Annotated in this window: 20 protein-coding genes; 9 read left to right on the top strand and 11 right to left on the bottom strand. The window is 74.7% G+C overall.

Features of this window, described 5'->3' with window-relative positions:
* Positions 1–17: 17 nt before the first annotated feature.
* From F7P10_RS41665 to F7P10_RS41645, 5 genes are all read left to right on the top strand, one after another.
* Positions 18–683: a spermidine synthase gene (locus tag F7P10_RS41665; RefSeq protein ID WP_151017680.1), complete on the top strand. Its 666-nt coding sequence runs from the start codon at positions 18–20 to the stop codon at positions 681–683.
* 34 nt (positions 684–717) lie between these two features.
* On the top strand, positions 718–1,329 hold the full coding sequence (locus tag F7P10_RS41660; RefSeq protein ID WP_254716298.1) for a biotin transporter BioY: 612 nt from the start codon (positions 718–720) through the stop codon (positions 1,327–1,329).
* A gap of 294 nt (positions 1,330–1,623) precedes the next feature.
* Positions 1,624–2,871 carry an isochorismate synthase MenF gene (locus tag F7P10_RS41655; protein WP_151017676.1) on the top strand — a complete coding sequence of 416 codons (1,248 nt, stop codon included), beginning with the start codon at positions 1,624–1,626 and terminating at the stop codon, positions 2,869–2,871.
* A 197-nt stretch (positions 2,872–3,068) separates the two neighbouring features.
* Complete coding sequence (locus F7P10_RS41650; protein WP_151017674.1) at positions 3,069–3,551, top strand: cation:proton antiporter regulatory subunit; 483 nt, start codon at positions 3,069–3,071, stop codon at positions 3,549–3,551.
* Between the two features lie 4 nt (positions 3,552–3,555).
* Positions 3,556–4,638, top strand: a complete 1,083-nt coding sequence (locus F7P10_RS41645) for a cation:proton antiporter (RefSeq protein WP_254716297.1) — start codon at positions 3,556–3,558, stop codon at positions 4,636–4,638.
* 304 nt (positions 4,639–4,942) lie between these two features.
* On the opposite strand, the gene F7P10_RS41640 is transcribed toward F7P10_RS41645, so the two are convergent.
* Entirely contained in the window at positions 4,943–5,755 is an 813-nt protein-coding gene (locus F7P10_RS41640) for an Fpg/Nei family DNA glycosylase (protein ID WP_151018655.1), read from the bottom strand.
* A gap of 79 nt (positions 5,756–5,834) precedes the next feature.
* Positions 5,835–6,902: an acyl-CoA desaturase gene (locus F7P10_RS41635; RefSeq protein ID WP_151017672.1), complete on the bottom strand. Its 1,068-nt coding sequence runs from the start codon at positions 6,900–6,902 to the stop codon at positions 5,835–5,837.
* A gap of 253 nt (positions 6,903–7,155) precedes the next feature.
* On the opposite strand from F7P10_RS41635, the gene F7P10_RS41630 reads away from it, so the two are divergent.
* A complete protein-coding gene (locus F7P10_RS41630) occupies positions 7,156–7,920 on the top strand; it encodes a tyrosine-protein phosphatase (RefSeq protein WP_151017670.1) in 765 nt (254 codons plus the stop codon).
* Between the two features lie 131 nt (positions 7,921–8,051).
* On the opposite strand, the gene F7P10_RS41625 is transcribed toward F7P10_RS41630, so the two are convergent.
* The 5 genes from F7P10_RS41625 to F7P10_RS41605 all read right to left on the bottom strand — a co-directional run bounded on the left by F7P10_RS41625 (position 8,052) and on the right by F7P10_RS41605 (position 14,333).
* Positions 8,052–9,302, bottom strand: coding sequence for an MFS transporter (locus F7P10_RS41625; protein WP_151017668.1), 1,251 nt, complete (start codon positions 9,300–9,302; stop codon positions 8,052–8,054).
* 111 nt (positions 9,303–9,413) lie between these two features.
* Positions 9,414–10,703, bottom strand: a complete 1,290-nt coding sequence (locus F7P10_RS41620; RefSeq protein WP_151017666.1) for a deoxyribodipyrimidine photo-lyase — start codon at positions 10,701–10,703, stop codon at positions 9,414–9,416.
* Positions 10,704–10,760: 57 nt separating this feature from the next.
* Entirely contained in the window at positions 10,761–12,431 is a 1,671-nt protein-coding gene (menD, locus tag F7P10_RS41615) for a 2-succinyl-5-enolpyruvyl-6-hydroxy-3-cyclohexene-1-carboxylic-acid synthase (RefSeq protein WP_151017664.1), read from the bottom strand.
* On the bottom strand, positions 12,428–13,348 hold the full coding sequence (locus F7P10_RS41610; protein ID WP_254716864.1) for an o-succinylbenzoate synthase: 921 nt from the start codon (positions 13,346–13,348) through the stop codon (positions 12,428–12,430). Before F7P10_RS41610 ends, menD begins: the two co-directional genes overlap by 4 nt.
* A gap of 85 nt (positions 13,349–13,433) precedes the next feature.
* Entirely contained in the window at positions 13,434–14,333 is a 900-nt protein-coding gene (locus F7P10_RS41605) for a 1,4-dihydroxy-2-naphthoyl-CoA synthase (RefSeq protein WP_151017660.1), read from the bottom strand.
* A gap of 93 nt (positions 14,334–14,426) precedes the next feature.
* Here F7P10_RS41605 and F7P10_RS41600 point away from each other — a divergent pair, with 93 nt between their 5' ends.
* The 3 genes from F7P10_RS41600 (at position 14,427) to F7P10_RS41590 (ending at position 18,392) form a co-directional block, all read left to right on the top strand.
* Positions 14,427–15,602 (top strand): AMP-binding protein, encoded by a 1,176-nt coding sequence (locus tag F7P10_RS41600; protein ID WP_151017659.1) that lies wholly within the window; start codon positions 14,427–14,429, stop codon positions 15,600–15,602.
* Between the two features lie 38 nt (positions 15,603–15,640).
* The gene (locus F7P10_RS41595; protein WP_151017657.1) at positions 15,641–16,708 is read left to right on the top strand and encodes a cation diffusion facilitator family transporter; all 1,068 of its coding nucleotides are present in this window, start codon (positions 15,641–15,643) and stop codon (positions 16,706–16,708) included.
* A gap of 247 nt (positions 16,709–16,955) precedes the next feature.
* Entirely contained in the window at positions 16,956–18,392 is a 1,437-nt protein-coding gene (locus tag F7P10_RS41590) for an RNA polymerase sigma factor (RefSeq protein ID WP_151017655.1), read from the top strand.
* 163 nt (positions 18,393–18,555) lie between these two features.
* Here F7P10_RS41590 and F7P10_RS41585 read toward each other — a convergent pair whose 3' ends face one another.
* From F7P10_RS41585 to F7P10_RS41570, 4 genes are all read right to left on the bottom strand, one after another.
* Positions 18,556–19,779 carry an esterase-like activity of phytase family protein gene (locus F7P10_RS41585; RefSeq protein ID WP_254716296.1) on the bottom strand — a complete coding sequence of 408 codons (1,224 nt, stop codon included), beginning with the start codon at positions 19,777–19,779 and terminating at the stop codon, positions 18,556–18,558.
* Between the two features lie 128 nt (positions 19,780–19,907).
* Entirely contained in the window at positions 19,908–21,122 is a 1,215-nt protein-coding gene (locus F7P10_RS41580; RefSeq protein WP_151017654.1) for a uroporphyrinogen-III synthase, read from the bottom strand.
* Positions 21,106–21,507, bottom strand: coding sequence for a nitrite reductase small subunit NirD (gene nirD / locus F7P10_RS41575; RefSeq protein ID WP_151017653.1), 402 nt, complete (start codon positions 21,505–21,507; stop codon positions 21,106–21,108). Before nirD ends, F7P10_RS41580 begins: the two co-directional genes overlap by 17 nt.
* A gap of 101 nt (positions 21,508–21,608) precedes the next feature.
* Positions 21,609–23,723 carry a molybdopterin oxidoreductase family protein gene (locus F7P10_RS41570; RefSeq protein WP_218040304.1) on the bottom strand — a complete coding sequence of 705 codons (2,115 nt, stop codon included), beginning with the start codon at positions 23,721–23,723 and terminating at the stop codon, positions 21,609–21,611.
* Between the last annotated feature and the right edge of the window lie 278 nt (positions 23,724–24,001).

Below are 24,001 nucleotides of genomic sequence, written 5' to 3'. Positions count from 1 at the left end.
CGATTAGGGTCGGGATCATGACGGCGGAGGTGCTGGAACGCGCGGCGGGCGTCGGGGGCGAGCTCGTCCTGCGCCGCGACGGCGGGCACTACGAGATCATCAGCAACGGCGTGTTCCTCATGGACACCCGCGGCGGCGCGTCCGAGCGGCTACTGGTACGCGCCGCCGCCGACGGGCTGCCCGCACCGGTCCGGATGCTGATCGGCGGGCTCGGCGTCGGGTTCTCCCTCGCCGAGGCGCTCACCCTCCCCGGCGTCGCGCACGTCACCGTCGTCGAACGCGAACCCGCCGTGATCGGCTGGCACCGGTCGCTGCTGCGCCCCTGGTCGCGCGGCGCCCTCGAGGACCCCCGCGTCACCGTCCGCCGCGCCGACCTCCTCGACGCCCTCGCCGACCCCGCCGCCGGCCGCTTCGACGCGGTGTGCCTGGACATCGACAACGGCCCCGACTGGACCGTCACCCCCGGCAACGCCCGCCTCTACGAACCCGCCGGACTCGCCCTCATCGCCTCGCGGCTGACGCCGCACGGGACGCTCGCGGTCTGGAGCGCGGGCGCCGCCCCCGGATTCGAGGCGCGGCTGCGCGACGCCTTCGCCCGCGTGGAGGCCGCGCCCGTCCCCGTCCCCCGCGGCGAACCCGACATGGTGTACCTCGCCCGCGACCCCTCCCGGCCCGTTCGCTAAGTTTCGACCGGACAACACCTTTATGGGAGGTTCAGTGGCCACTGCCCACGCAGCTCACGCCCACCCCGCCCGGCGGCGCCCCGCCGTCCTGGGCGACCTGCTGCCCGGTTCCCTGACCCGCGACGCCGCGCTCGTCACCGGCTCGGCCGTCCTCGTCGGCATCGCCGCGCAGATCGCGGTCCCGCTGCCCGGCACCCCCGTCCCCGTCACCGGGCAGACGTTCGCGGTGCTGCTGGCCGGCGCGGCCCTCGGCCCCGCCCGCGCCGCCCTGGGCATGGCGCTGTACCTGGTGGCCGGCCTGGCCGGGGTGCCCTGGTTCACCGACGGCGAGGCCGGCGCGGGCGCCCCCACCCTCGGCTACGTCCTGGGGTTCATCGTCGCCGCGGCCGTGGTGGGCCGCCTCGCCGGCCGCGGCGGCGACCGCACCCCGCTGCGCACCGCCGGGACCATGCTCATCGGCACCGTCATCATGTACGCGACCGGCGTGCCCTACCTGATGGCGTCCCTGGGCGTGGACCTCGGCCGCGCGGTGGAACTCGGGCTGACCCCGTTCCTGGCCGGCGACGCCCTCAAGGTGCTCGCGGCGGCGGCGCTGCTCCCGGCGGCCTGGCGGCTGGCCGGAACGGGCCGCGACCGGTCCACCTGACCCGCTCCCGCACCCCCGTACCGGCCCGGCCCGGGACGCGGCGCCCCCGCCGCCCCGCGCCGGGCCGGCGGCGTCCCCCGCCCCAGCGCGGCCCGGGGGAACGGCCGGGGCCGCGCGGGACCGGCGGCCGCGTGCCACCGCCGTCCACGCGGGTACAGGGAGGCGGGTACGGGGGACAGAAGCAGGACGGGCCCGGAGGTAGGGGGCAGGACGGGCGCGGTGTGGCCGACACCTCACCCGCCGCCCCCGACCCGCCTGTTTGAACGGGTTCAAATCTCCCGTACAGTGGCTCACGTGAAGCTCGCAGTGACCGCACCGGACCGACTGGCCGTCCGCACCGTCCCGGTCCCCGACCCCGGCGACCTCATCGCGCGGCTTCCCCACCCCACCGCCCTCGCCTGGATCCGCCACGGCGAGGGCATCGTCGGCTGGGGCGAAGCCACCCGCATCCCCCTGCCCCCCGGCGACGACCGCTTCGCCGCCGCCGCCCGCCTGCTGGGCGACCTGTTCGCCACCGCCGACATCGACGACCCCGTCGCCCTGCCCGGCACCGGCCCCGTCGCCTTCGGCGCCTTCGGCTTCGCCCCCGCCTCCCCCGACTCCGCCCTCATCGTCCCCCGCCACATCCTCGGCCGCCGCGACGGCCGCGCCTGGCACACCACCATCGCCACCCCCCACACCCCCTCCGGCGGCCCGCTCACCCCCCACCACCCCCCGGCACCCCCCACCGAACTCCACTGGAACGACGGCGCCCTCTCCCCCGACGACTGGAAAAACGCCGTCGCCACCGCCGTCACCCGCATCCGCCAAGGACACCTCGGCAAAGTCGTCCTCGCCCGCGACCTGCACGCCCGCGCCCGCGACCCCATCGACGCCCGCGTCCTGCTCCACCGCCTCGCCCACCGCTTCCCCGGCTGCTACACCTTCTCCTGCGACGGCATGGTCGGCGCCACCCCCGAACTGCTCATCCGCCGCGCCGGCGGCGACATCGAATCCCTCGTCCTCGCCGGCACCACCCCCCGCGCCACCGACCCCGCCGAAGACGCCGCCCGCGCCGCCCGCCTCACCGGCTCCGCCAAGGACCGCGAAGAACACCGCTACGCCGCCGACATGGTCCGCGACGCCCTCGCCCCCCTCTGCAGCACCCTCCACGTCCCCGCCGAACCCGAACTGCTGCGCCTGCCCAACCTCCTGCACCTCGCCTCCCCCATCCGCGGCACCCTCACCGGCGACCGCTCCGTCCTCGACGTCGTCGCCGCCCTCCACCCCACCCCCGCCGTCTGCGGCACCCCCACCGGCACCGCCATGGCCCTCATCCGCGAACTCGAAGGCATGGACCGCGGCCGCTACGCCGGCCCCGTCGGCTGGGTCGACGCCCGCGGCGACGGCGAATGGGGCATCGCCCTGCGCTGCGCCCAACTCGAGGGCGCCCACGCCCGCCTCTTCGCCGGCTGCGGCATCGTCGCCGACTCCGACCCCGCCGCCGAACTCGCCGAAGCCGACACCAAATTCGGCGCCATGCGCCACGCCCTGCACACCTGACCCGCACCGCCGCACCCCGCGCACCACCAGGTCAACCCCCACCCCGGGTCACACCCCGCCACACCCGTCTGCGATCATTTCCGGCCGTACCCGGCCCACCCGGTAGCGTCGAACCGCACCGGCGCACACCCCGGCCGAGCCGGCCCACCACCGCCGGGCACCACAACCCGCCCGCACACCGGAAAGAACAGACCACCGTGGACCTCGAACGCACCAAACTCCCCGGCATCGGCCTCCAGCACGTCATGACCACCGCCCGCGGCCGCCAGCTCGGCGTCATCTCCCACCGCACCGGCCGCCGCGACCTCGTCATCTACGACAAAGAAGACCCCGACAGCTGCATCGCCACCGTCGCCCTCACCGGCGAGGAAGCCAACGCCATCGCCGAACTCCTCGGCACCGGCCGCGTCCTGGAACACCTCGCCGAACTCCAGCGCGGCGTCGGCGGCCTCAACACCGAACAACTCCCCATCGCACCCGGATCCCCCTACGACGGCCGCACCCTCGGCGACACCCGCGCCCGCACCCGCACCAGCGCCTCCATCGTCGCCGTCGTCCGCCGCGAACGCATCATCCCCAGCCCCACCCCCGACTTCACCTTCACCGCCGGCGACACCGTCGTCGTCGTCGGCACCGCCGAAGGAACCACCGCCGTCGCCCGGATCCTGACCGACGGCTGACCCTATGCACTCCACTCTCCAGCTCATCGAAATCGGCGCCGTCATCCTCGCCCTCGGCCTCCTCGGCGCCATCTCCAACCGCTTCGGCATCTCCCCCATCCCCCTCTACCTCATCGCCGGCCTCGCCTTCGGCACCGGCGGTATCTACCCCCTCACCACCAGCGAGGACTTCATCGCCATCGGCTCCGAAATCGGAGTCATCCTCCTGCTGTTCACCCTCGGCCTCGAATACACCGCCGACGAACTCGTCGGCACCCTGCGAACATCGGCGCACATCGGACTCGCCGACCTCGTCCTCAACGCCGCCCCCGGCGTCATCGTCGCCCTCATCCTCGGCTGGGGACCCGTCGCCGCCGTCGCCATGGGCGGCATCACCTACGTCACCTCCTCCGGCATCACCGCCAAAGTCATGGGCGACCTCGGCTGGCTCGGCAACCGCGAAACCCCCGCCGTCCTGTCCGTCCTGGTCTTCGAAGACCTCGCAATGGCCGTCTACCTCCCGATCCTCACCGCCCTGCTCGCCGGCGCCGGACTGCTCAGCGGCTCCATCACCCTCGCCATCGCCGCCGGCACCATCACCGTGATCCTCATCGTCGCGCTCCGCTTCGGATCACTGGTCGAACGCTTCGTCCACAGCCCCAACGAAGAAGTCCTGCTGCTGAAGGTCCTCGGCCTCACCATGCTGGTCGCCGGCATCGCCCAGCAACTGCAGGTCTCGGCCGCCGTCGGCGCATTCCTCGTCGGCATCGCCCTGTCCGGCACCCTCGCCCACGAGGCCCAAAAACTCCTCGCCCCCCTGCGAGACCTGTTCGCCGCGGTCTTCTTCGTCTTCTTCGGCCTCCACACCGACCCCGGCGACCTCCCCCGGTCCTGCTCATCGCGGCCCTCCTCGCCATCGCCGGCATCGCCACCAAGCTCGGCAGCGGATGGCTCGCCGCCCGCCACGCCGGAGTCACCGTCACCGGACGCCTCCGCGCCGGATCCGCACTGGTCCCCCGCGGCGAATTCAACATCGTCATCGCCGGCCTGGCCGTCAGCGCCGGAATCAACCCCGAACTCGGCCCCCTCGCCGCCGCCTACGTCCTGATCCTGGCCATCGCCGGCCCGATCCTCGCACGCGGCACCGAACCCCTCGCGGCCCGCCTGCGCCACAAACGCGACCGCCGCAAAGACCGCGCCCCCCAGACCGACGACGACGTGCCCCTCCCCGCCCGGCACGGCACCGTCACCGCGGCCGCCACCGGCCCGACCGGCGCATCCGGAGCCTCCGCCGACGACGGAACCCTCACCGGCCGCTGACACCCCCGGACCCGGCCCGCACCGGACCCGGCACCGGCCCGCACACCACGATCCCCGGACGCGCCCACCGCACGCGCCCGGGGATCGTCACCTCACACCGACGGCTGACACCCCGGACACCAGAACAGATTCCGCCCCGCCAGCACCGCCGCCCGCACCTCCGCACCGCACACCAGACACGGCGCCCCCGCCCGCCGGTACACGTACACCTCACCACCATGATCGTCCACCCGCGGCGCCCGCCCCATCGCCTCCGGCGTATGCTCGGCCCGCACCGTGTCGATCCGCCCCGACCGAACCCCCTCCGCCATCAGCACCACCAGGTCGTCCCACAACGCCGACCACACCTCACGACGCAGCGCCCGCCCCGGCACCAGCGGATCCACCCCCTGCCGGAACAGCACCTCCGCACGGTAGATGTTCCCCGGCCCCGCCACCACGGCCTGATCCATCAGCAACGCCGCCACCGGCACCCGGCTCCGCGAGATCCGCCGCCACGCCTCGTCCGGATCCGCGTCCGCCCGCAACGGATCCGGCCCCAGCCGATCCCGCAGCCGCTTCACCTCACCCGGCTCCAGCACCTCGCACGCGTTCGGCCCGCGCAGATCCGCGAACCCGCCCCGCCCCGTCAACCGCAACCGCACCGCACCCACCGGCGCGGGCGCCGGCACCGCACCGAACGCCAGCTTCCCGTAAATCCCCAGATGCACATGCAACGTCGCATCATCCTCGAACCGCACCAGCAGATGCTTGCCGTGCGCGTCCGCCTCCACCAGAACCCGCCCGTCCAGCCGCGCCGCCCCCGCGGCGAACCGCCCCTGCGGACTCTCGGCGGCAACACGACGGCCGCCGAACATCCGCTGATGCTCGACGGCCAGACGATGAAGAGTGTGTCCCTCAGGCATGATCGGCAAGCATACGGCCCCCGCACACCCGACCGGCGCGGATCAGGCACCCGCCCCCGGACCACTCAGCGCCGACCACTCAGCGCCGGGCGGCCTCCGCCCGCAGATCCGCACCCACCTCGCGCATATGCCCCAGCGCCCGCCGGTACGACTCCACCAGCCCCGTCTCGGTGTACGGCAGCCCCACCCGCGCACAGTGCTCCATCACCAGCGGCCGCACCCGACGCAGGCTGCACCGCGGAATCCCCGGGAACAGATGATGCTCGATCTGGTAGTTCAACCCGCCCATCAGCCAGTCGACCACCACACCCCCGCGCACGTTCCGCGACGTCAGCACCTGCCGGCGCAGATGCCCCCACCGCGCACCCGGCTCCGGCATCTCCATCCCCTTGTGGTTCGGCGCGAACACAGCCCCCAGATGCACCCCGAACAGCGCCTGATGGATCAGGATCAGCACCACGGCCTTCCCCGGCGACAGCAACGCGAACGCCAGCCCCAGATACGCCGCCGCGTGCGCCAGCAGCAGACCCCCCTCCAGCAGCTGCGCGCGCCGCGGCCGCCCCCGCAGGAACAGCGCGCTGCCGACCTTCAGGTTGAACCCCTCCAGCGTCAGCAGCGGAAAGAACAGCGCCGCCTGATGCCGCGCCACCCACCGCAGCGGACCGCGCTGCCGCGCCGCCTGCTCCTCCGTCCACGCCAGCACACCCTCCCCCACGTCCGGATCCTTGCCGACGTGGTTCGGGTTCGCGTGATGCCGGTTGTGCTTGTCGCTCCACCAGCCGTGCCCCATCCCCAGCAGCAGGTTCCCCAGCAGCAGCCCCAGCCACCAGTTCCCCTTCGCCGTCCGCGCGATCTGCCGGTGGCCGGCGTCGTGCCCCAGGAACGCCGTCCGCGTCGACAGCACCGCCAGCGGAACCCCCAGCAGCACCGCCCACCACGACGCGCCCGCCCACGCGACCGCGGCCCACACCGCGGCCGTCGCCCCCAGGTTCAGCGTGATCGCCCGCGCGTAGTAGGCGGGGCGCCGGTCTAGCAGGCCACTCTCACGGACCCGGCGCGCGAGCGGGGCGAAGTCGCTGCCGCCCGCCCGGCCTGGTGGGGACGCGGGTGCGGGCGGTGCGACGACGGCGGACGGACTCGCGGGCATGGACGCTCCAATCGGGAAGACGACCGAACGCCGAACACGCTACGTAGCCGCCGACCGGTCCCACTCCACGCTGCGGAGCCATTACGCGTCTGGCTCCCAGGTCTCGGTCCCCACCGCCGATGATGGTCCCTCCGGGCGATCCGCGACCACGCGCGATACCACCACCGCGAGATCCTCGCACACCCATCCGCCTGCACCCGAGTACGACCCTGACCAGAACAACCGGCAGACCGGCCATATAGGGTCACAAGTCATGAGCGGTGACACTCGGTGGATCGAACTGGACGGTGCGGTGAACGCCCGGGACCTCGGCGGCCTCCCCACGGCCGACGGCGGCATCACCCGGCTCGGACGGATCCTCCGCTCCGACAACCTGCAGGACCTCAGCGTCGCCGACGTCCGCCTGCTGTGCGACGACTACGCGCTCAAGAACATCGTCGATCTGCGCAGCGACAGCGAGATCCGGATGGAGGGCCCCGGCCCCCTGAACCGGGTCCCCTCGATCACCGTCCACCAGCTCCCGCTCCTGCCCGAGGGCGGCCACCGGACCGACGTCAACGCCGACACCACGGCCGGCGCGCTGCCCGCGCAGGAACGGTCCACCGGCCACTACCTCGGCTACCTGCGCGACCGGGGCGACTCGATCGTCGCCGCCCTCCGCATCATGACCCGCCCGGACGGCTCCACGCTGGTGCACTGCGCCGCCGGCAAGGACCGTACCGGCGTCGTGTGCGCGATCGCCCTGGAGACCGTGGGCGTGACCCGCCAAGCGATCGTCGCCGACTACGCCCAGACGGGCGAACGCCTCGACGCCGTCCTGGCGCGCCTGCGCGCCACCGACACCTACGCCGCCGATCTCGACGCCCTCCCCGCCGACGCGCACCACCCCGACGCGGCGATCATGGAGAAGGTCCTGACGCGGCTGGAGGAGGAGTTCGGCGGCGCCGTCGGCTGGCTGACCACCCACGGCTGGACGGAAGAGGACACCGCGGCACTCCAGGACCGCCTCCTGAACTGAACACCTCGGCAAGCCGGCTCTTGTGCAGGTGATGGGTTCGAGGTTTGTTGCTTGTGGATTGATGGAAACAACCCGCTGCCTTTACAAAGTAATTTGAAGGCTTGAATGTTCGGGTCCCGTGAGCATCCGCCTCACCGCGAGTCCCGCCGCGCACCGATCCGGCCAGCGGCCTTCGGCGGGGCCGGGCGTCTCCTCCCGCCGCCCGGCCCCGGACGGCTCTCGCGGCACCTCCCCTCCCCCCGCCGCGGTACGCGCGGATGCCGATGGACCGCCGCGGACAGGAACCCGAGTGCGGCGAGGCCCGCCATGGCGACGGCCGCGGCACCGGCCTCGAACAACTCCCCCACCGCCAGGCCGCCCACGAACGCGACCGCCCCGGCCAGGAAACGGGCGAGCCCGTTGTAGACGCCGACCCGACCCTCCGGAGCGCAGCGGACGATCGTCTGGAAAGCACCCGGGTCCACCAACCCGGTACCGAGACCGGTGAGGACGGCCGCCGCGACCAGCGCCACCGTTCGCCCGTCCCCCGCGTGGGGCAGCGCGGCCAGGAACAGATAACTCGCGCCGGCGCACGACAACCCGCCGCGCAGCACCCACGGGCGCTCGCCCCGCCCGGCGACGAACGGCTGGACGCCCGCCGTGGCCACGGCCGAGGCACAGAAGAACAGCGTGGCCGGGCCAGGACCCTCGACGCTCAGCGGAACGACCGTCACCGCCTGGGTGGCGAGCAGCGTGGTCGGCGCGACGACCACGCAGAACCGCAGGAACGACCGGTCCCGGACGACGTCCACGACCCCGCGCACGAGCCCCCCGGCGCCCCTGCCGCCGCCGGGCCCGCCCGGCCCGGCGATCCCGGCACGGGGCAGCAGAGCGAACAGCAGGGCCGCCACCGTCCACGCGGCCGCGGCCACGGCGGCCAGGAACCCGAACCCGCCGCCCAGCAGCACCAGCCCCGCCGGAGGGCCGACCACGGCGGCGACCTGCCCCGACACCACGTGCACCGCGAAACCACGGGAACGTCGGGCCGGTGGGAGACCCGCCAGCAGCGACTGCGCCGCCGGGTGCAGCAACGCCCCGCCGACGGCGATCAGCAGGGCCGTACCGAGCAGCGCCCGAACGTCGCCGACCCCGCCGAGCAGCCCGAACGCGACCGCCCGCAGCCCGCACGCCAGGATCCCCGCGCGCCGGGGCCCGATCTGGTCCACCAGCGCCCCGAGCGGCAGGAACAGCGCGTACTGCACCGCGACCCGCAGCCCCAGCACCAGCGCGATCGTCCCCGCGAGGAGGCCCACACCGGCGCGCAGATGGACCACCAGCTGGCTCATCACGGCCCAGTAGCCGAACGCGGCCGACAGCTGCACGCACACCACGACCGTGATCACGCGGACCGCGCGATCGGGCGCCGGAAACGGACGAAGCAAGATCACCAACCGGGGAGGGGAGCCAACCGATGCTAGCGGCCGCCCGCCCCCGCACGCCCCGGTCGGGCCCGGTCAATCCACGTCGACGATGGGCGCCGGATAGTCCAGCGACCGGCGCCGCTCCTCCGGAAGCCGCCACGGGCGATGCACGTCCCGGCCCTCGACCGCCGCCAGCTCCGGGACGTACGCGCGGACGTAGTCCCCCGCCGGGTCGAACCGGGACGCCTGCCGCAGCGGGTTCAGCGTCCGGTTCGGCCGCGTGTCGTTGCCCGTCCCGGCGACCCACTGCCAGTTCCCCGCGTCGTCGGCGACGTCCCCGTCGAGCAGCCACGCGTCGAAGTGCGCCAACCCCTCCCGCCAGTCGATCCGCAGGTTCCGGGTCAGGAACGACGCGGTGATCATGCGGGCGCGGTTGTGCATGAACCCCTCGCGGCGCAGCTGCCGCATGCCCGCGTCGACGATCGGCACCCCCGTCAGCCCGTCCCGCCACGCGTCCAGCGCGTCCCGGTCCCGGTTCCAGCGGTGCCCCCGCGGACGGTAGTCGCGGCGGGGCAGATCAGGGAACGCCGCGGCGACCTGGTGGTGGAAGTCCCGCCACGCGAGCTGCCGCCGGAACCCCTCACCGGCGGCACCGGCCAGCTCCAGCGGCGACACGCACCCGAACCGCAGGTACGGGCTCAACCGCGACGTGCGGTCGGCGGCCAGGTCGTCACGGACGTCGTCGTAGGCGGCGGCGTCGCGGCGCAGCCACTCCTCCATCCTGCGGCGCCCCGCCCGCTCCCCGCCCTCCGGCAGCTCCGGCGACACCGGCCCCCCGGTCAGCTCGGCGAGCGGCGGCAGCGGCCCCGGGTCGACGCCCGGCGGCAGCCGCACCGCCTCCGGGACGGCCTCGACCCGGCGGCGCGGCGCACGGTCCCAGGCACGCCAGTACGGCGTGAACACCCGGTAGTGGTCACCGCTCGCGGGCGTGACCTCGCCCGGCGGCACCACCGTGACACCCGGATGCACCGACACCGCCGGCCCCAGCCCGCGCAGCGCCGCCAGCCGCCGCGCCGCGAACACCGACCGGTCGTCGGCCAGCGCCACCGCCCCCGCACCCGTCCGCTCGGCCAGCCGCGCGACGTGCGCCGCCGGATCACCGCGCCGCACCACCAGGTCCCCGCCGAGCTCCCGCAGCGACCCGCGCAGGCAGGCCAGCGCGTCCAGCAGGAACCGCAGCCGGTTCGGTGCCGCGGGACGGCCCAGGATCGCGTCGTCGAGGACGAACAGCGGCACGACCCGGCCGGCCCGGCACGCCTCCGCCAGCGCCGGATTGTCGCGGACCCGCAGGTCCCGCGTGAAGAGCATGATCGAGGTGTCCACCCCCGCATCCTGCCCGCCCCGCCCCGGTCCGACCCGCCGCCATGCCGGGCCGCGCGGCTAGAGGTCCAGAACCTCCCGAACCGCGGCGTACGCCGCCTTGCGCATCTCCCCGTGCAGCACCGCGTTGGCGTCACGGTCCGTGCGGGCCTCCACGATCCGCAACCCGTCCCCCGCGATCGCCTTCGGCAGGTCGCCGGCCGCCTCCAGCCGCCGGTACGGGACGCCGTGCGCCGCGGCGATCGACTCCACGTCGACCCGGTGCGGCGTACCGAACACCCGCTCGAACGGATCCCGCAGCGCCGCCTGCGGCAGCAGCGAGAAGATCCCCCCGCCCTGGTTGTTCACCACCACGATCGCCAGATCCGGACGCGGATCGTGCGGCCCCACCACCAGGCCGTTCTGGTCGTGCAGGAACGCCAGATCGCCCAGCAGCGCGTACGAGCGGCCCGCGTGCGCCAGCGCCGCCCCCATCGCCGTCGAGATCAGCCCGTCGATGCCGGACGCGCCCCGGCTGGCCATCACCCGGATGCCGCGCCGCGGCCGCATCACCTGGTCCAGATCCCGGATCGGCATGCTCGCCGCCGCGAACAGCAGCGACCCGCCCGGCAGCACCGACACCAGATCCCGCGCCAGCCGCGGCTCGCTGACCTCCGGAACGGCGTCGAGCACCGCGTCCACCGCCGCGGCCGCCGCCCGGTCGGCCGCCCGCCACGACTTCAGCCACGCGTCGTCGCCCGCCACCACCGGGATCTCCACCTCCGGCGCCACCTGCGTCGCCGACCGCACCGGGTCCGGCCAGTTCGCCAGATCCGGCGCCAGCACGATGTGCTCCTCCGCCCGCCGCAGCAACGACAGCAGCGACCGCGACAGCCCCGGCTTGCCCAGCGTCACCACCACCTCCGGGCGGTGCCGCTCCACGAACTCCGGAATCCCCAGCAGGAAGTGGTACGACGTCAGCGCGTGATCCCCGTACCGCGCGTTGCCGTTCGGCTCCGACAGCACCGGCCACCCCGCCATCGACGCCGCCGCCACGTACCGCTTCACGTTCACCGCGCCGTCCCCGACGACCAGCACCCCCCGCCGCGTCGGCGGCACGTGCAGCACCGACCCCGGCGTCGCCGCCCGCACCCGCGTCCACGCCCCCGCCGCGTCCCCGTCCAGCGGCTCGCACCACGACTCGTCACCGTCGGGGACCAGCGGCTCCCGGAACGCCGCGTTCAGATGCACCGGACCCCGCACCGGCGCCTGCGCCAGCCCCCAGGCCCGGCTCACCAGCGAACGCCAGTACGCCACCATCCCCGGACGGTTCTCCGGCACACCGATCTCGGTGCTCCACCGCACCGCCGTCCCGTACAGCTTCACCTGGTCGATCGTCTGGTTCGCGCCCGTGTCCCGCAGCTCCGGCGGACGGTCCGCGGTGACCACCAGCAGCGGCACCCCCGACTGGTGCGCCTCGATCACCGCCGGATGGAAGTTCGCCGCCGCCGTCCCCGACGTGCACACCAGCGCCACCGGACGCCCCGACCGCTTCGCCAGCCCCAGCCCCAGGAACGACGCCGACCGCTCATCGATCCGCACGTGCAGCCGCAGCCGGCCCGCCCGCTCCGCCGCGTGCATCGCCAACGCCAGCGGCGCCGACCGCGACCCCGGCGCCACCACCGCGTCCGTCATCCCGCAGCGCAGCAGCTCGTCCACCAGCACCGTCGCCAGCGCCGTCGCCGGGTTCACCGCACACCCCCCAGATGGGCGCCGGCCTCCTCGGCCCGCCGCAGCCACCCCCGCGCGGGCACCTCGAACCGGGCCAGCGCCGCCTCGTCCACCACCGGACGCCGCACCGCGACCGCCCCGCCGGACGGCCGCAGCGGATCGTCCACCACGTCCCCCTCCAGCAGCGACAGCGTGCCCAGCCCGCACGCGTACGGCAGCTCCGGCAGCGCCGCCGCCAGCGCCACCCCCGCCGCCAGCCCCACCGACGTCTCCACCGCGCTCGACACCACCACCGGCAGCCCGCACGCCTCCGCCACCCGCAGCGCCGCCCGCACCCCGCCCAGCGGCTGCACCTTCAGCACCGCGACGTCCGCCGCGCCCGCCGCCCGCACCTTCAGCGGATCCTCCGCCCGCCGGATCGACTCGTCCGCCGCGATCGGCACGTCCACCCGCCGCCGCACCCGCGCCAGCTCCTCCAGCGTCGGGCACGGCTGCTCGGCGTACTCCAGCTCCCACCGGTCCAGCGCACGGATCATCCGCGCCGCCCGGTCGACGTCCCAGCCGCCGTTGGCGTCCACCCGGATCCGCCCGCCCGGCCCCAGTGCCGAGCGGACGGCCTCGACCCGCGCGAGATCGTCGGCGTCGTCCTGCCCCCGCTCGGCCACCTTCACCTTCGCGGTCCGGCACCCCGCCCCGGCGGCCGCGGACGCCATCGCGTGCGCCCGCTCGGCCTCCACCGCCGGGATCGTCGCGTTCACCGGCACCCGGTCGCGGACCGGCGCGGGCCACCCCACGTCGGCGGCCTCCCGCGCGGCGGCGAGCCAGCGGGCGCACTCGGCCGGACCGTACTCGGCGAACGGCGAGAACTCCCCCCAGCCGGCCGCCCCCTGGATCAGGGCGCCCTCCCGGCGCGTGATCCCGCGGAACCGCGCCCGCATCGGGATGGAGTAGACCCGCACCCGCTGAACCCCCAGACCGTCCGCCGAATCACGCTATTGCAGACCACGCCGTCCGTACGACCGTTTAGTAGTACCACGGGAAGCGCGACCAGTCGGGATCGCGCTTCTCCAGGAACGAGTCCCGCCCCTCGGCCGCCTCATCGGTCCCGTACGCCAGCCGCGTCGCCTCCCCGGCGAACACCTGCTGGCCCACCAGACCGTCGTCGACCAGGTTGAACGCGAACTTCAGCATCCGCTGCGCCGTCGGGCTCTTGCCGTTGACCTTGCGCGCCCACTCCAGCGCCGCCGCCTCCAGCTCCGCGTGCGGGACGACCGCGTTCACCATCCCCATCCGGTGCGCGGCCTCCGCGTCGTAGGCGTCCCCCAGGAAGAAGATCTCCCGCGCGAACTTCTGCCCCACCTGCCGCGCCAGGTACGCCGAACCGAACCCCCCGTCGAAGCTGGCCACGTCCGCGTCCGTCTGCTTGAACCGGGCGTGCTCCCGGCTCGCGAGCGTCAGATCGCACACCACGTGCAGGCTGTGCCCCCCGCCCGCCGCCCAGCCCGGCACCACGCAGATCACCACCTTGCCCATCGTGCGGATCAGCCGCTGCACCTCCAGGATGTGCAGCCGCCCCGCCCGCGCCGGGTCGATCGTGTCCGACGTCTCCCCCTCGGCGTACCTGTAGCCGTCCCGGCCCCGGATCCGCTGGTCGCCGCCCGAGCAGAACGCCCACCCGCCGTCCCGCGGCGACGGCCCGTTCCCCGTCAGCAGCACGCACCCCACATCGCTCGACATCCGCGCGTGGTCCAGCGCCCGGTACAGCTCGTCCACCGTGTGCGGACGGAACGCGTTGCGCACCTCCGGACGGTCGAACGCGATCCGTACCGTCCCGTGGTCCACCGCACGGTGGTAGGTGATGTCGGTGAACCCGAACCCCTCCAGCTCACGCCAGGCGTCCGGGTCGAACAGCTCCGAGACCATGTGTCCTCTATCTCCGTCTCCGTCGGGGGCGCACCCATTCAACCGGCCGCCGATTCGAACGCGTTCAGCGGGGTCGTCTACCCTGATGAGATCATGGATCGCCGCCTGCACGCCGTCGTTCTCCCGCCCGGCCCCCGCCTGTTCGCCGCCCTCACCGCCGCCCTCGACGGCACCGGCCCCGCGATCTGCCCCCTCTCCCCCGACCTGCCCGCCCCCGCCCTCGCCGCCATGCTGGACGCCCTCGCCCCGCACGCCGTCGAGACCGCCGCGGGCACCGCACCCCACGGCGGCCCCGCCGAACCCGTCGCCGACGGCACCGCCGTCCTCATCGCCACCTCCGGCTCCACCGGCACCCCCAAGTTCACCGAACTGTCCGCCGCCGCACTGCGCCGCTCCGCCGCCGGCACCCTCGCCCGCATCGGCGCCGCACCCGGCGACCGCTGGCTGTGCTGTCTGCCCACCAGCCACATCGCCGGAATCCAGGTCCTCGTCCGCGCCCTCACCGCGGGCACCGAACCGGTCATCATGCCCCGCTTCGACCCCCTCGACCTCGCCGCGTCCGCCCCGCCCGGCGCCCACGTCGCACTCGTCCCCACCCAGCTGCGCCGCCTCCTCGACGCCGGCACCGACCCGTCCAAGATCGGCGCCATCGTCCTGGGCGGCGCCGCCGCCCCGCCCGGCCTGCTCGCCGAGGCCCGCGACCGCGGCGCCCGCGTCCACACCACCTACGGGATGAGCGAGACCTGCGGCGGCTGCGTCTACGACGGCACCCCCCTCGACGGCGTCCGCGTCGACCTCGCCGCCGACGGCCGCATCCGTATCGCCGGCCCGTCGCTGTTCACCGGCTACCGGCGGCGCCCCGACCTCACCGCCGCCGCCCGGGACGGCGCCTGGTTCGTCACCGGCGACCTCGGCGCGATCGAGCCGGACGGACGGCTGCGCGTGCGGGGCCGCGTCGACGACGTGATCAACACCGGCGGCGAGAAGGTCGTCGCGGGCGAGGTCGCCGCCGCGCTGACCCGCCACCCCCGGGTCCGCGACGCCGTGGTCGTGGGACGCCCCGACCCCGAATGGGGCGAACGCGTCACCGCCGTCGTCGTCCCCGCCGCCGACCCGCCCGCGCTGGACGAACTGCGCGCGTTCGTCCGCGAGACCATGCCCGCCCACGCGGCCCCGCGCGAGCTGGAACTGGTCGAGCGGATCCCGCTGCTGCCGTCCGGAAAACCCGACCGCGCGCGGCTCCGCGCCCCCGGAGGGCATGCCCGCTGACGGGCATGCCCGCCGGCGGGCAGGGCAGGACGACCCGCATGGCCCATTCCCCGGACCGACCGGAACCACCCGACCGGCCTCCGGGTCACCGGGACCCGCGGGACGGGCGCGCCCACGCTCCGGGCAAGGCCGCCGAGAGCGGGCTGACCGTGGCGCTGGCGTTCCTGGCCAACCTCGGCATCGCGCTCGCCAAGATCGTCGCCGCGCTGCTCACCGGGTCGGCGTCGCTGGCCGCCGAGGCGGCGCACTCGGTCGCCGACACCTTCAACGAGGTCCTGCTGATGGTGGGCCTGCGCCGCAGCGGCCGGCCCGCCGACCGGCGCCACCCCCTCGGCCACGGCATGGAACGCTACATCTGGACCCTCCTGGTCGCCGTCGCGATCTTCGGGATGGGCGCGCTGTTCGCGTTCTACCAGGGCGTGCAGACGCTCACCGGCCACACCGACCGGGAGGCCGATCCCCTCATCGGGTACGCCGTCCTCGGCGTGTCCTTCGTGCTCGAGGCGATCTCCTGGCAGCAGGCCCTCCGGCAGGTCCGCGACGCCGCCCGCGGCGAGGGGCTGCCGATCACCCGGTACATCCGCCGCACCGACGATCCGCCCGCGATCAGCGTCCTGCTGGAGGACTCGGCGGCCCTCATCGGCCTGCTGCTGGCGTTCGGCGGTCTCGGCCTGCACCACGCCACCGGCTCGGCGGTCTGGGACGGCGTGGGCTCGGTCCTGATCGGCGTCCTGCTGACGATCGTGGCGCTCGTCCTCGGCCGGATCAACCTCGACCTGCTGATCGGCCACCAGGCCGACCCGCGGCTGGTCGCCGACGTCCGCGCCCGGCTCACCGCCGCGGCCGAGGTCGAGTGGCTCGTCGACATCGTCACGATGACGGTCGGCGCCGACCGGGTGCTGGTGTGCGCGCGGCTGGACTTCCGCGACACGATCACCTCGGGCGATCTCGAACGCGCCTGCGTCCGGATGGCGCGCGAACTGCGGGAGGCGCACCCGGAGATCGACGAGGTATTCCTCGAACCGGTCCCCCGGGACGATCCTGAACTGCGCGAACGCGTCATCGCGCGTTATGGTCGGATGCTGGGGCCGAAACGTCCGGAGTGACGGGTCGCGTTACCGCCCACGGCCTTTACGTAGTAAGGTTCATTCGGGGTCGGGCCATCGGTGTGAGACGGCCCGCGCCGGGCACGTAGCCCTGTCCGGGGCACCCTCCCGCTCCGCGGCGAGGGCGCCGATCCCGGGCGTTCGGGAACAAGAACCCGGTCCCGCGACGTTCCGATAGATGCGCGCGCCATCAGGGAACGACAATCCGCGCCGCTACTCACACCACCGAAGGGAGGGGGGCGTCCCCATGCCGCGAACCGCCGCAGAGACCCCGCTCACAGGGGCGACGAGCCCGGCACTCGACGACCTCCTGAAGCGTGGCCGCGCCCAAGGGCGCCTGTCGCTCGACGAGGTCCGCGGGGCCTTCGAGGCGGCCGGTATCAGCCCGGCCCAGGGCCGGTCGATCCTGCGGGAGCTGTCCGAGGCGGGTATCAGCCTCGCCGGCGACAACGACGCCGTCCGCAAGGCCGTCTCCTCCGCCGCGGCGGGGGCCGCGGCCACCGAGCACCCGGCCGACCACCCCGCCGGAGCGGACGTCCCCTCCCCCGCCCGCAAGCGGCCCGCCAAGAAGACCACCGCCCGGAAGACCGCCGCCGGAACCGGCGCCAAGAGCGGTGCCAGGGCGGGTGCCGGCAAGGCCGCCACCGGCCCGGCCGCCGACGAGGCGTTCGACGTCACCGAGGTCGAGGCCGCGGGCAAGGCGGACGCGCCGTCCGACGCCCCCGACACGGCCGACACGGCCGCCGACGCCCCCGCCGACCTGGACGACCAGTCCACCACCATGGGCGACTCCGTCCACACCTACCTGAAGGCGATCGGCCGCCGTCAGCTGCTGACCGCCGAGCAGGAGGTCGACCTCGCCAAGCGGATCGAGGCCGGCCTGTACGCCGAGCACAAGCTCGAGACCGAGGAGCCGAGCCCCGCGCTGCGCATCGACCTCGAATGGGTCGCCGCCGACGGGCGCCGCGCCAAGGCCCACATGCTGGAGGCCAACCTCCGGCTCGTGGTGTCGGTCGCCAAGAAGTACTCCGACCGCGGCCTTTCGCTGCTGGACGTCGTGCAGGAGGGCAACCTCGGGCTGATCCGCGCCGTGGAGAAGTTCGACTACTCCAAGGGCTACAAGTTCTCCACCTACGCCATGTGGTGGATCCGCCAGGCCATCCAGCGCGGTTTCGCCGACTCGGCCCGCACCATCCGGCTGCCCGTGCACGTGCTGGAGATGCTCAGCAAGCTGAGCCGCGTCGAACGCGACATGCACCAGCGGCTGGGCCGCGAGCCCACCCCCGAGGAACTGGCCGTCGAGCTCGACAAGAGCCCCGAGCAGGTCCGCGAGCTGCTGCGCACCAGCCGCCAGCCGATCAGCCTGGACTCCACCATCGGCGAGGACGGCGAGACCCGCATCGGCGACCTGATCGAGGACACCGACAGCCCCGAGGCGTCCGAGCTGGTGGACCGCCAGCTCATGGCCGACCAGCTCCGCCGCACCCTCGACATCCTGTCGCCGCGCGAGGCCAAGATCATGGCGATGCGGTTCGGGCTGTACGACGGGACGCCGCGCACGCTCGACGAGATCGGGCGCGCCCTCGGGCTGACCCGGGAGCGGATCCGGCAGCTGGAGAAGGAGTCGCTGTCGAAGCTGCGGCACCCCAGCAACGCCCGCCCGCTGCTGGACTTCGCCGTCTGACCGAGCCGCCGGAGACGGGCGAACCGGAGACGGGCGAACCGGAGACGGGCGAACCGGCGTCGCCCGTCCCGCCTGCTCCGTCCCGAACGGGCAGAGGGCCCGCCGGACCACGGTGTCCGGCGGGCCCTCCGCGTCCGCGGCACCCGGCACGCGGCCGGGCGGGTCAGGGCGTCCGCACGGCGAACGCGAGGAACTGGGTCACCTCGCGGCTGTCGAAGTTGTCGTCCGAGCCGATCAGCAGCGTCCGCTCCCCCGTCCGCAGGCGCGGCCCCCACGCCATCGCTTCCAGGTTCTGCGACGGATCCGCGTACCGGCCGAGGTCGGCGACCAGCCGCTTGCGCACCGGACGGTACGGGGCGCCGTCCAGGCGGTCGCGCCGCAGCACGTCGGTGGCGCCCCGGGTGTCGAACGCGTACAGCCCCACCCGGTACCCGACGCCCTCCGTCCAGGACCGCTCCAGCGCCAGGTAGCGGTGGTCGTCGATCGCGAGGATCTCCGACACCCCGCTGTCGGCGTGCCCGTCCGCGGGCACCGGCGCCGCCCGGAGCGGATCCACCGGGTAGACGTGCTGGGCGCGCAGGCCGCCGCCGCGGTCCCACAGCGTCAGCCGGACGGGCGCGCCCCGCTCGACCGTGGGCGGCGCGCCGTCCTCGTACCGCGGGCCCTCCGCCATCGCGGCGATCCGGCGCGGCGCGATGGCGACGGCCTCGAAGCCGTAGTTGCGGCGCGGCCCCCGGTCCTCGGTGGTCTGCTCGAGGTTCGCCGGGAGCGGGAGCGCGCCGCGGTGCCCGCCGTCCGTCCCGGCCCACTGGACGCTCAGCGGGGACAGCGCGATGTCCGGGTGGGCCGCGTCGGGGCGGTCGCCCTCGTTGCCCCACAGCAGCCGGTTCCCGCGCGGGTCGAACCGGATCGCCTCCGGGTCGGCCGCCCCCGGCTCGCCGAACCCCGGGTACGGGGCGCCGTCCGGCTGCTTCAGCGTGTGGACGCCGCTGATCCGCACGCCCGAGAACGTCCCGGTCTCGGGGTCGATGTCCACCTGCCCGGTGTAGAAGCGGGCCGGGTTGTAGCGCCACCGGTCGTCGGAGATGAAGTACCAGGTGCCCGTGCGCGGGTCCCGGTCCATGCCCGACAGTCCGCCGACGACCGTCCCCTGGAACTCCATCTTGTGCGGCAGCCGCCGCTCGCCGAGGAACCGCGTGAGCCGCACGTCCGCCGGTGCCGCGGCGGGGCGCGGGCCCGGCCCCGCCGCCGGGCCGGCGGCCGCTGCCGCTCCGGCGCGGGGCGCCGCCGCGGCGGGCGGTACCGCGCCCGCCGAGAGCAGCCCGCCGGCCGCGAGCATCGCGGCGGCCACCGCCGCGCCGCCCCGAAAGATCTTCTTCTCGTCCACCCGACCTCCGTCACCCTGTGCATTCGATCGAACACTTTCCGCACGGGTCAGTATCGCCGAAGTACCGGGGCGGCGACGCGATTTCCGCGACGACGCGACGATCGGGTCGGGAACGGGGCCGGAGACGCTCAGCCGACGGCGGGCGAGGCGCTCTGGCGGGGGTCGCAGGCGAGCCGGTAGCCGCGCTTGACCACCGTCTCCACGATCCCGGGGCGGCCCAGGCCGCGCCGGAGCCGCGCGACCGCCATCTCCACCGCGTGCTCGTCGGCCTGCGGGCGGGCGAGCACTCCCGCTCCGATGCCGGGCCCGCCGGCGGTCCCCGCGAGGTCGGCGGCGCGGATCGGCCGCCCCGGCAGCGCCCCCGACAGTTCGGCCCGGGACACCACGTGCCCCGGGCGCCGCGCCAGCGCCCGCAGGATCGCCATCGGGGCGGGCGCGATCGGGCGCAGCTGCCCGTCCAGGACGACCGCGTGCCCGCGCAGCTCCAGCGCCAGCCCGCGGACCCGCAGCCGGCGGGCCCGCCGCCTGGGCAGGTCGGCGGCCAGCGTCCGCACCAGCGCGCCGAGCCTGGCCCGTTCGGGCTGGACGGTCGGCACCCCGTGGGCGGTCAACTCCCCGGCGGTGATCGGGCCGACGCACGCCGCCACCAGCGGGCCGCGCATGGCCTCCAGCAGCGCCTCGCCGAGCCCGTCCTTCGCGGCCGCGGCCAGCGTCGTGGAGACCGCCGGGGCGCTGGTGAAGGTGATCGCGTCGACCGTCCCGGCGACGGCCTGCCCGACGAGCCGGTGCAGCGGCGTGGGGTCGTCGGCGGGCGCCCACCGGTACACCGGGACCTCGACGACCTCGGCACCCGCCGCCCGCAGCGCGCCGGTCAGCTCGGGCTGCGGCTCGCCGTACAGCTGGACGGCGACGCGGGAGCCGCGCAGGTCGCCCTCCGCCAGCAGGTGCCGCAGGACCTCGGCCGTCCCCTCCGACTCCGGCGACCACCGTTCCCGCAGGCCCGCCGAGCGGACGGCGCCGCGCGCCTTCGGCCCGCGCGTCACCAGGCCGGTCTTCCCGAGACGCTCGACGAGCTCGTCGCGCATCCCCCACCCGTCCGCGGTCTCCAGCCAGGCGCGGAAGCCGATCCCGGTGGTGACGACGACGTGGTCGAGCGGGCCGGTCAGGCACGCGCGGGTCGCCTCCAGCAGCCCCGTGTCGTCGGCGAGCGGGACCAGCCGGATCGCCGGGGCGAGCACCACCCGGGCCCCGTGCCGCTCGAGCAGCGCCGCGAGCTCCTCCTGGCGGCGGGCCGCGGTCACCCCGACGGCGAACCCGGCCAGCGCGTCACCGACGGTGCTCATCGGGGACCGCCACCTCCACCCGGCCGCCGGCGCGCCGGACGCGGTAGGCGGGCAGCGCCACCCGCGGGTCGTCCAGGCAGACGCCGGTGCGCAGGTCGAACACCTGCTTGTACATCGGCGAGGCGACGGTCGGGACCCCGTCGCGGGTCCCGAGGATGCCGCGCGACAGCACGTGGGCGCCGCTGAACGGGTCCAGGTTCGAGAGCGCGTACAGCTCGCCGTCGAAGGTGCGGAACACCGCCACCTGCGTCCCCCCGATCATCGCGCACACGCCGCGCTCGGGGATGAGGTCGGCGTAGGCGCACACGTCGGACCAGCGAAGATCCGGCCGGACGGACTGGGGAGCGCGGGCCTCGGGTGCGAGGGTCGCTTCGGTCGTGCTCATCGTGCGGCAACCTCCTGGCTCGTGACCACTTCCTGCCTTGTGATCGCTTCGATCCTCGGCAGGAGCGGTTTCGCGATTGGGTCCCTTCTGTCACCGGCGTGTTAAAAGACGCTCACGGCGGCCGGGCGCGGTGCGGGCTCCAGCCGCACCGCGCACACCTTGAACTCGGGCATCCTGGACACCGGGTCGAGGGCCGGGTTGGTGAGCAGGTTCGCGCGCCCCTCCCCGGCCCAGTGGAAGGGCATGAACACCGTGTCGGGCCGGATCGCGTCGGTGAGCCGCGCGGTGGCGAGCGCCTCGCCGCGGCGGCTGCGCACCCGCACCGTGTCGCCGTCCTCGACCTCCAGGCGTCCGGCCAGGTCCGGGTGCAGCTCGACGAACGGTCCGGGCTCGGCGTCGGCCAGCGCCGGGACGCGCCGGGTCTGCGCGCCGGACTGGTACTGGGCCAGGACCCGCCCGGTCGTCAGGTACACGGGGTAGTCGGCGTCGACCTCCTCGGCGGGGCCGCGATGCCCCACCGGGACGAACCGCGCGCGCCCGTCCGGGGTCGGGAACCGGTCCAGGAACGGTCGCGGCGTGCCGGGGTGGCCGGGTGACGGGCAGGGCCAGAACATCCCGCCCTCGCTCTCGATGCGACCGTAGTCCATGCCGGAGTAGTCCGCGGGTCCCCCGGCGCTCGCGCGGCGCAGCTCGGCGAAAACCGCCTCCGGATCGTCCGGCCACTCCCCCGGCGCCGCCAGCCGCTCCGCCAGATCCGCGAGGATCCGCAGGTCGGAGCGGACGCCGTCGGGCGGTGCGAGCGCCCGGTTGCGGCGCAGCACCCGGCCCTCCAGGTTCGTCATCGTGCCGGACTCCTCCGCCCACTGCGCCGACGGCAGCACCACGTCGGCGTGCGCGGCCGTCTCCGACGGGACGAAGTCGGCGACCACCAGCAGGTCGAGCGCAGCGAGGCGCTCCTCGACGGCGGCGGCGTCCGGGGACGACACCACCGGGTTGGACCCGAACAGCAGCAGCGCGCGGGGCCCGGCCGGTCCGCCGAGCGCCGAGAGCAGTTCGTAGGCGGAACGTCCGGGCCCGGGCAGGGAGTCCGGTTCGACACCCCACACCCGCGCGACGTGCGCGCGCGCCGCCGGGTCGTCGATCCGCCGGTAGCCGGGGAGCTGGTCGGCTTTCTGGCCGTGCTCGCGGCCGCCCTGCCCGTTGCCCTGCCCGGTCAGGCACCCGTACCCCGATCCGGGGCGGCCCGGCAGCCCGAGCGCCAGCGCAAGGTTGATGAACGCGCTGACGGTGCCGGTGCCGTTGGCGTGCTGCTCGGCGCCCCGCCCGGTCAGGATGTGCGCGCGGTCCACGCCCGCGAGCAGCCGGACGGCCTCGAGCATCAGCGGGACGGGCACGCCGGTGATCCGCTCGACCCGGTCCGGCCAGTAGGAGTTGACGGCGGTGCGGACGGCGTCGAACCCGGTGGTGCGGGCCGCGATGTAGTCGCCGTCGGCCAGGCCCTCGGCCAGGGCCAGGTGCAGCAGCCCGTTGGCCAGGGCCAGATCGGTGCCCGGGAGCGGCTGCAGGTGCAGGTCGGCCTGCCGGGCGGTGGCGGTGCGGCGCGGGTCCAGCACGATCAGGGCGCCGCCGGCGTCGCGCATGGCGGTGAGGTGCCGCATGAACGGCGGCATCGTCTCGGCCACGTTCCCGCCCGCCAGCAGCACCGCGCCGGATTCGGCGAGGTCGGTGACGGGGCCGGGCAGGCCGCGGTCCATGCCGAACGCCCGTCCGGACGCCGCGGCGGCCGAGGACATGCAATAGCGCCCGTTGTAGTCGATCTGCGACGTGCCGAGCGCGATCCGGGCGAACTTCCCGAGCGTGTACGCCTTCTCGTTCGTCAGTGATCCGCCGCCGAACACCGCGACCGAGTCGGGCCCGTGCGCGTCCCGCAGCCCGCGCAGTTCCCCCGCCACCCGGTCGAGCGCCTCCTCCCACGTGCACGGCTCCAGCGGCGCGTCCCGGCTCTTGCGCATCAGCGGGACCGTGAGCCGGTCGGGCACGGTGAGCAGCTCCGCGGAGGTCCAGCCCTTCCGGCACAGCCCGCCCTGGTTCGCGGGGACGTCGTCGCGCGGCGCCACCTCGACGGGAGCGGCGGCGGCGGACGCGCCCGCGGCGGGAGTGAGGGTCATGCCGCACTGCAGGGCGCAGTACGGGCAGTGCGTGGGTGTCCCGATCATGCCTCGGAGCCTGCCCGGAGGCCGTTTCATGTCCGATTCCCACGGGTGACCGCCGTGTTAAAACGCCTGCACGCACCGCACACGGCGACGGAGAGCACTCCCTCGACGGAATGAGAATCTCACCATCTGACGATCTCGTGTCAAGCGTTGTCGAACGCGGTCATGGCCGTTTCGTCGCCTTTTGCCCGATTCTCGAACGGATTCGCGGCGCCCCCGTGATCCGCCGGACGGATGCGGCCCCGGGCGCCCGCCCCGCCCCGCCGCCCCACCAAGATCGC

The sequence above is a fragment of the Actinomadura sp. WMMB 499 genome (genome assembly GCF_008824145.1).
In the GTDB taxonomy this organism is placed as follows: Bacteria; Actinomycetota; Actinomycetes; order Streptosporangiales; family Streptosporangiaceae; genus Spirillospora.
This window is presented reverse-complemented; position numbering and strand designations above follow the sequence as displayed.

Coding starts and splice junctions, on each gene's coding strand:
- nirD (WP_151017653.1), bottom strand. CDS start 21,507: ATGAGCACGACCGAAGCGACCCTCGCACCCGAGGCCCGCGCTCCCCAG.
- F7P10_RS41640 (WP_151018655.1), bottom strand. CDS start 5,755: ATGCCTGAGGGACACACTCTTCATCGTCTGGCCGTCGAGCATCAGCGG.
- F7P10_RS41630 (WP_151017670.1), top strand. CDS start 7,156: ATGAGCGGTGACACTCGGTGGATCGAACTGGACGGTGCGGTGAACGCC.
- F7P10_RS41635 (WP_151017672.1), bottom strand. CDS start 6,902: ATGCCCGCGAGTCCGTCCGCCGTCGTCGCACCGCCCGCACCCGCGTCC.
- F7P10_RS41595 (WP_151017657.1), top strand. CDS start 15,641: ATGGCCCATTCCCCGGACCGACCGGAACCACCCGACCGGCCTCCGGGT.
- F7P10_RS41570 (WP_218040304.1), bottom strand. CDS start 23,723: ATGATCGGGACACCCACGCACTGCCCGTACTGCGCCCTGCAGTGCGGC.
- F7P10_RS41605 (WP_151017660.1), bottom strand. CDS start 14,333: ATGGTCTCGGAGCTGTTCGACCCGGACGCCTGGCGTGAGCTGGAGGGG.
- F7P10_RS41600 (WP_151017659.1), top strand. CDS start 14,427: ATGGATCGCCGCCTGCACGCCGTCGTTCTCCCGCCCGGCCCCCGCCTG.
- F7P10_RS41610 (WP_254716864.1), bottom strand. CDS start 13,348: ATGCGGGCGCGGTTCCGCGGGATCACGCGCCGGGAGGGCGCCCTGATC.
- F7P10_RS41665 (WP_151017680.1), top strand. CDS start 18: ATGACGGCGGAGGTGCTGGAACGCGCGGCGGGCGTCGGGGGCGAGCTC.
- F7P10_RS41590 (WP_151017655.1), top strand. CDS start 16,956: ATGCCGCGAACCGCCGCAGAGACCCCGCTCACAGGGGCGACGAGCCCG.
- F7P10_RS41580 (WP_151017654.1), bottom strand. CDS start 21,122: ATGAGCACCGTCGGTGACGCGCTGGCCGGGTTCGCCGTCGGGGTGACC.
- F7P10_RS41645 (WP_254716297.1), top strand. CDS start 3,556: ATGCACTCCACTCTCCAGCTCATCGAAATCGGCGCCGTCATCCTCGCC.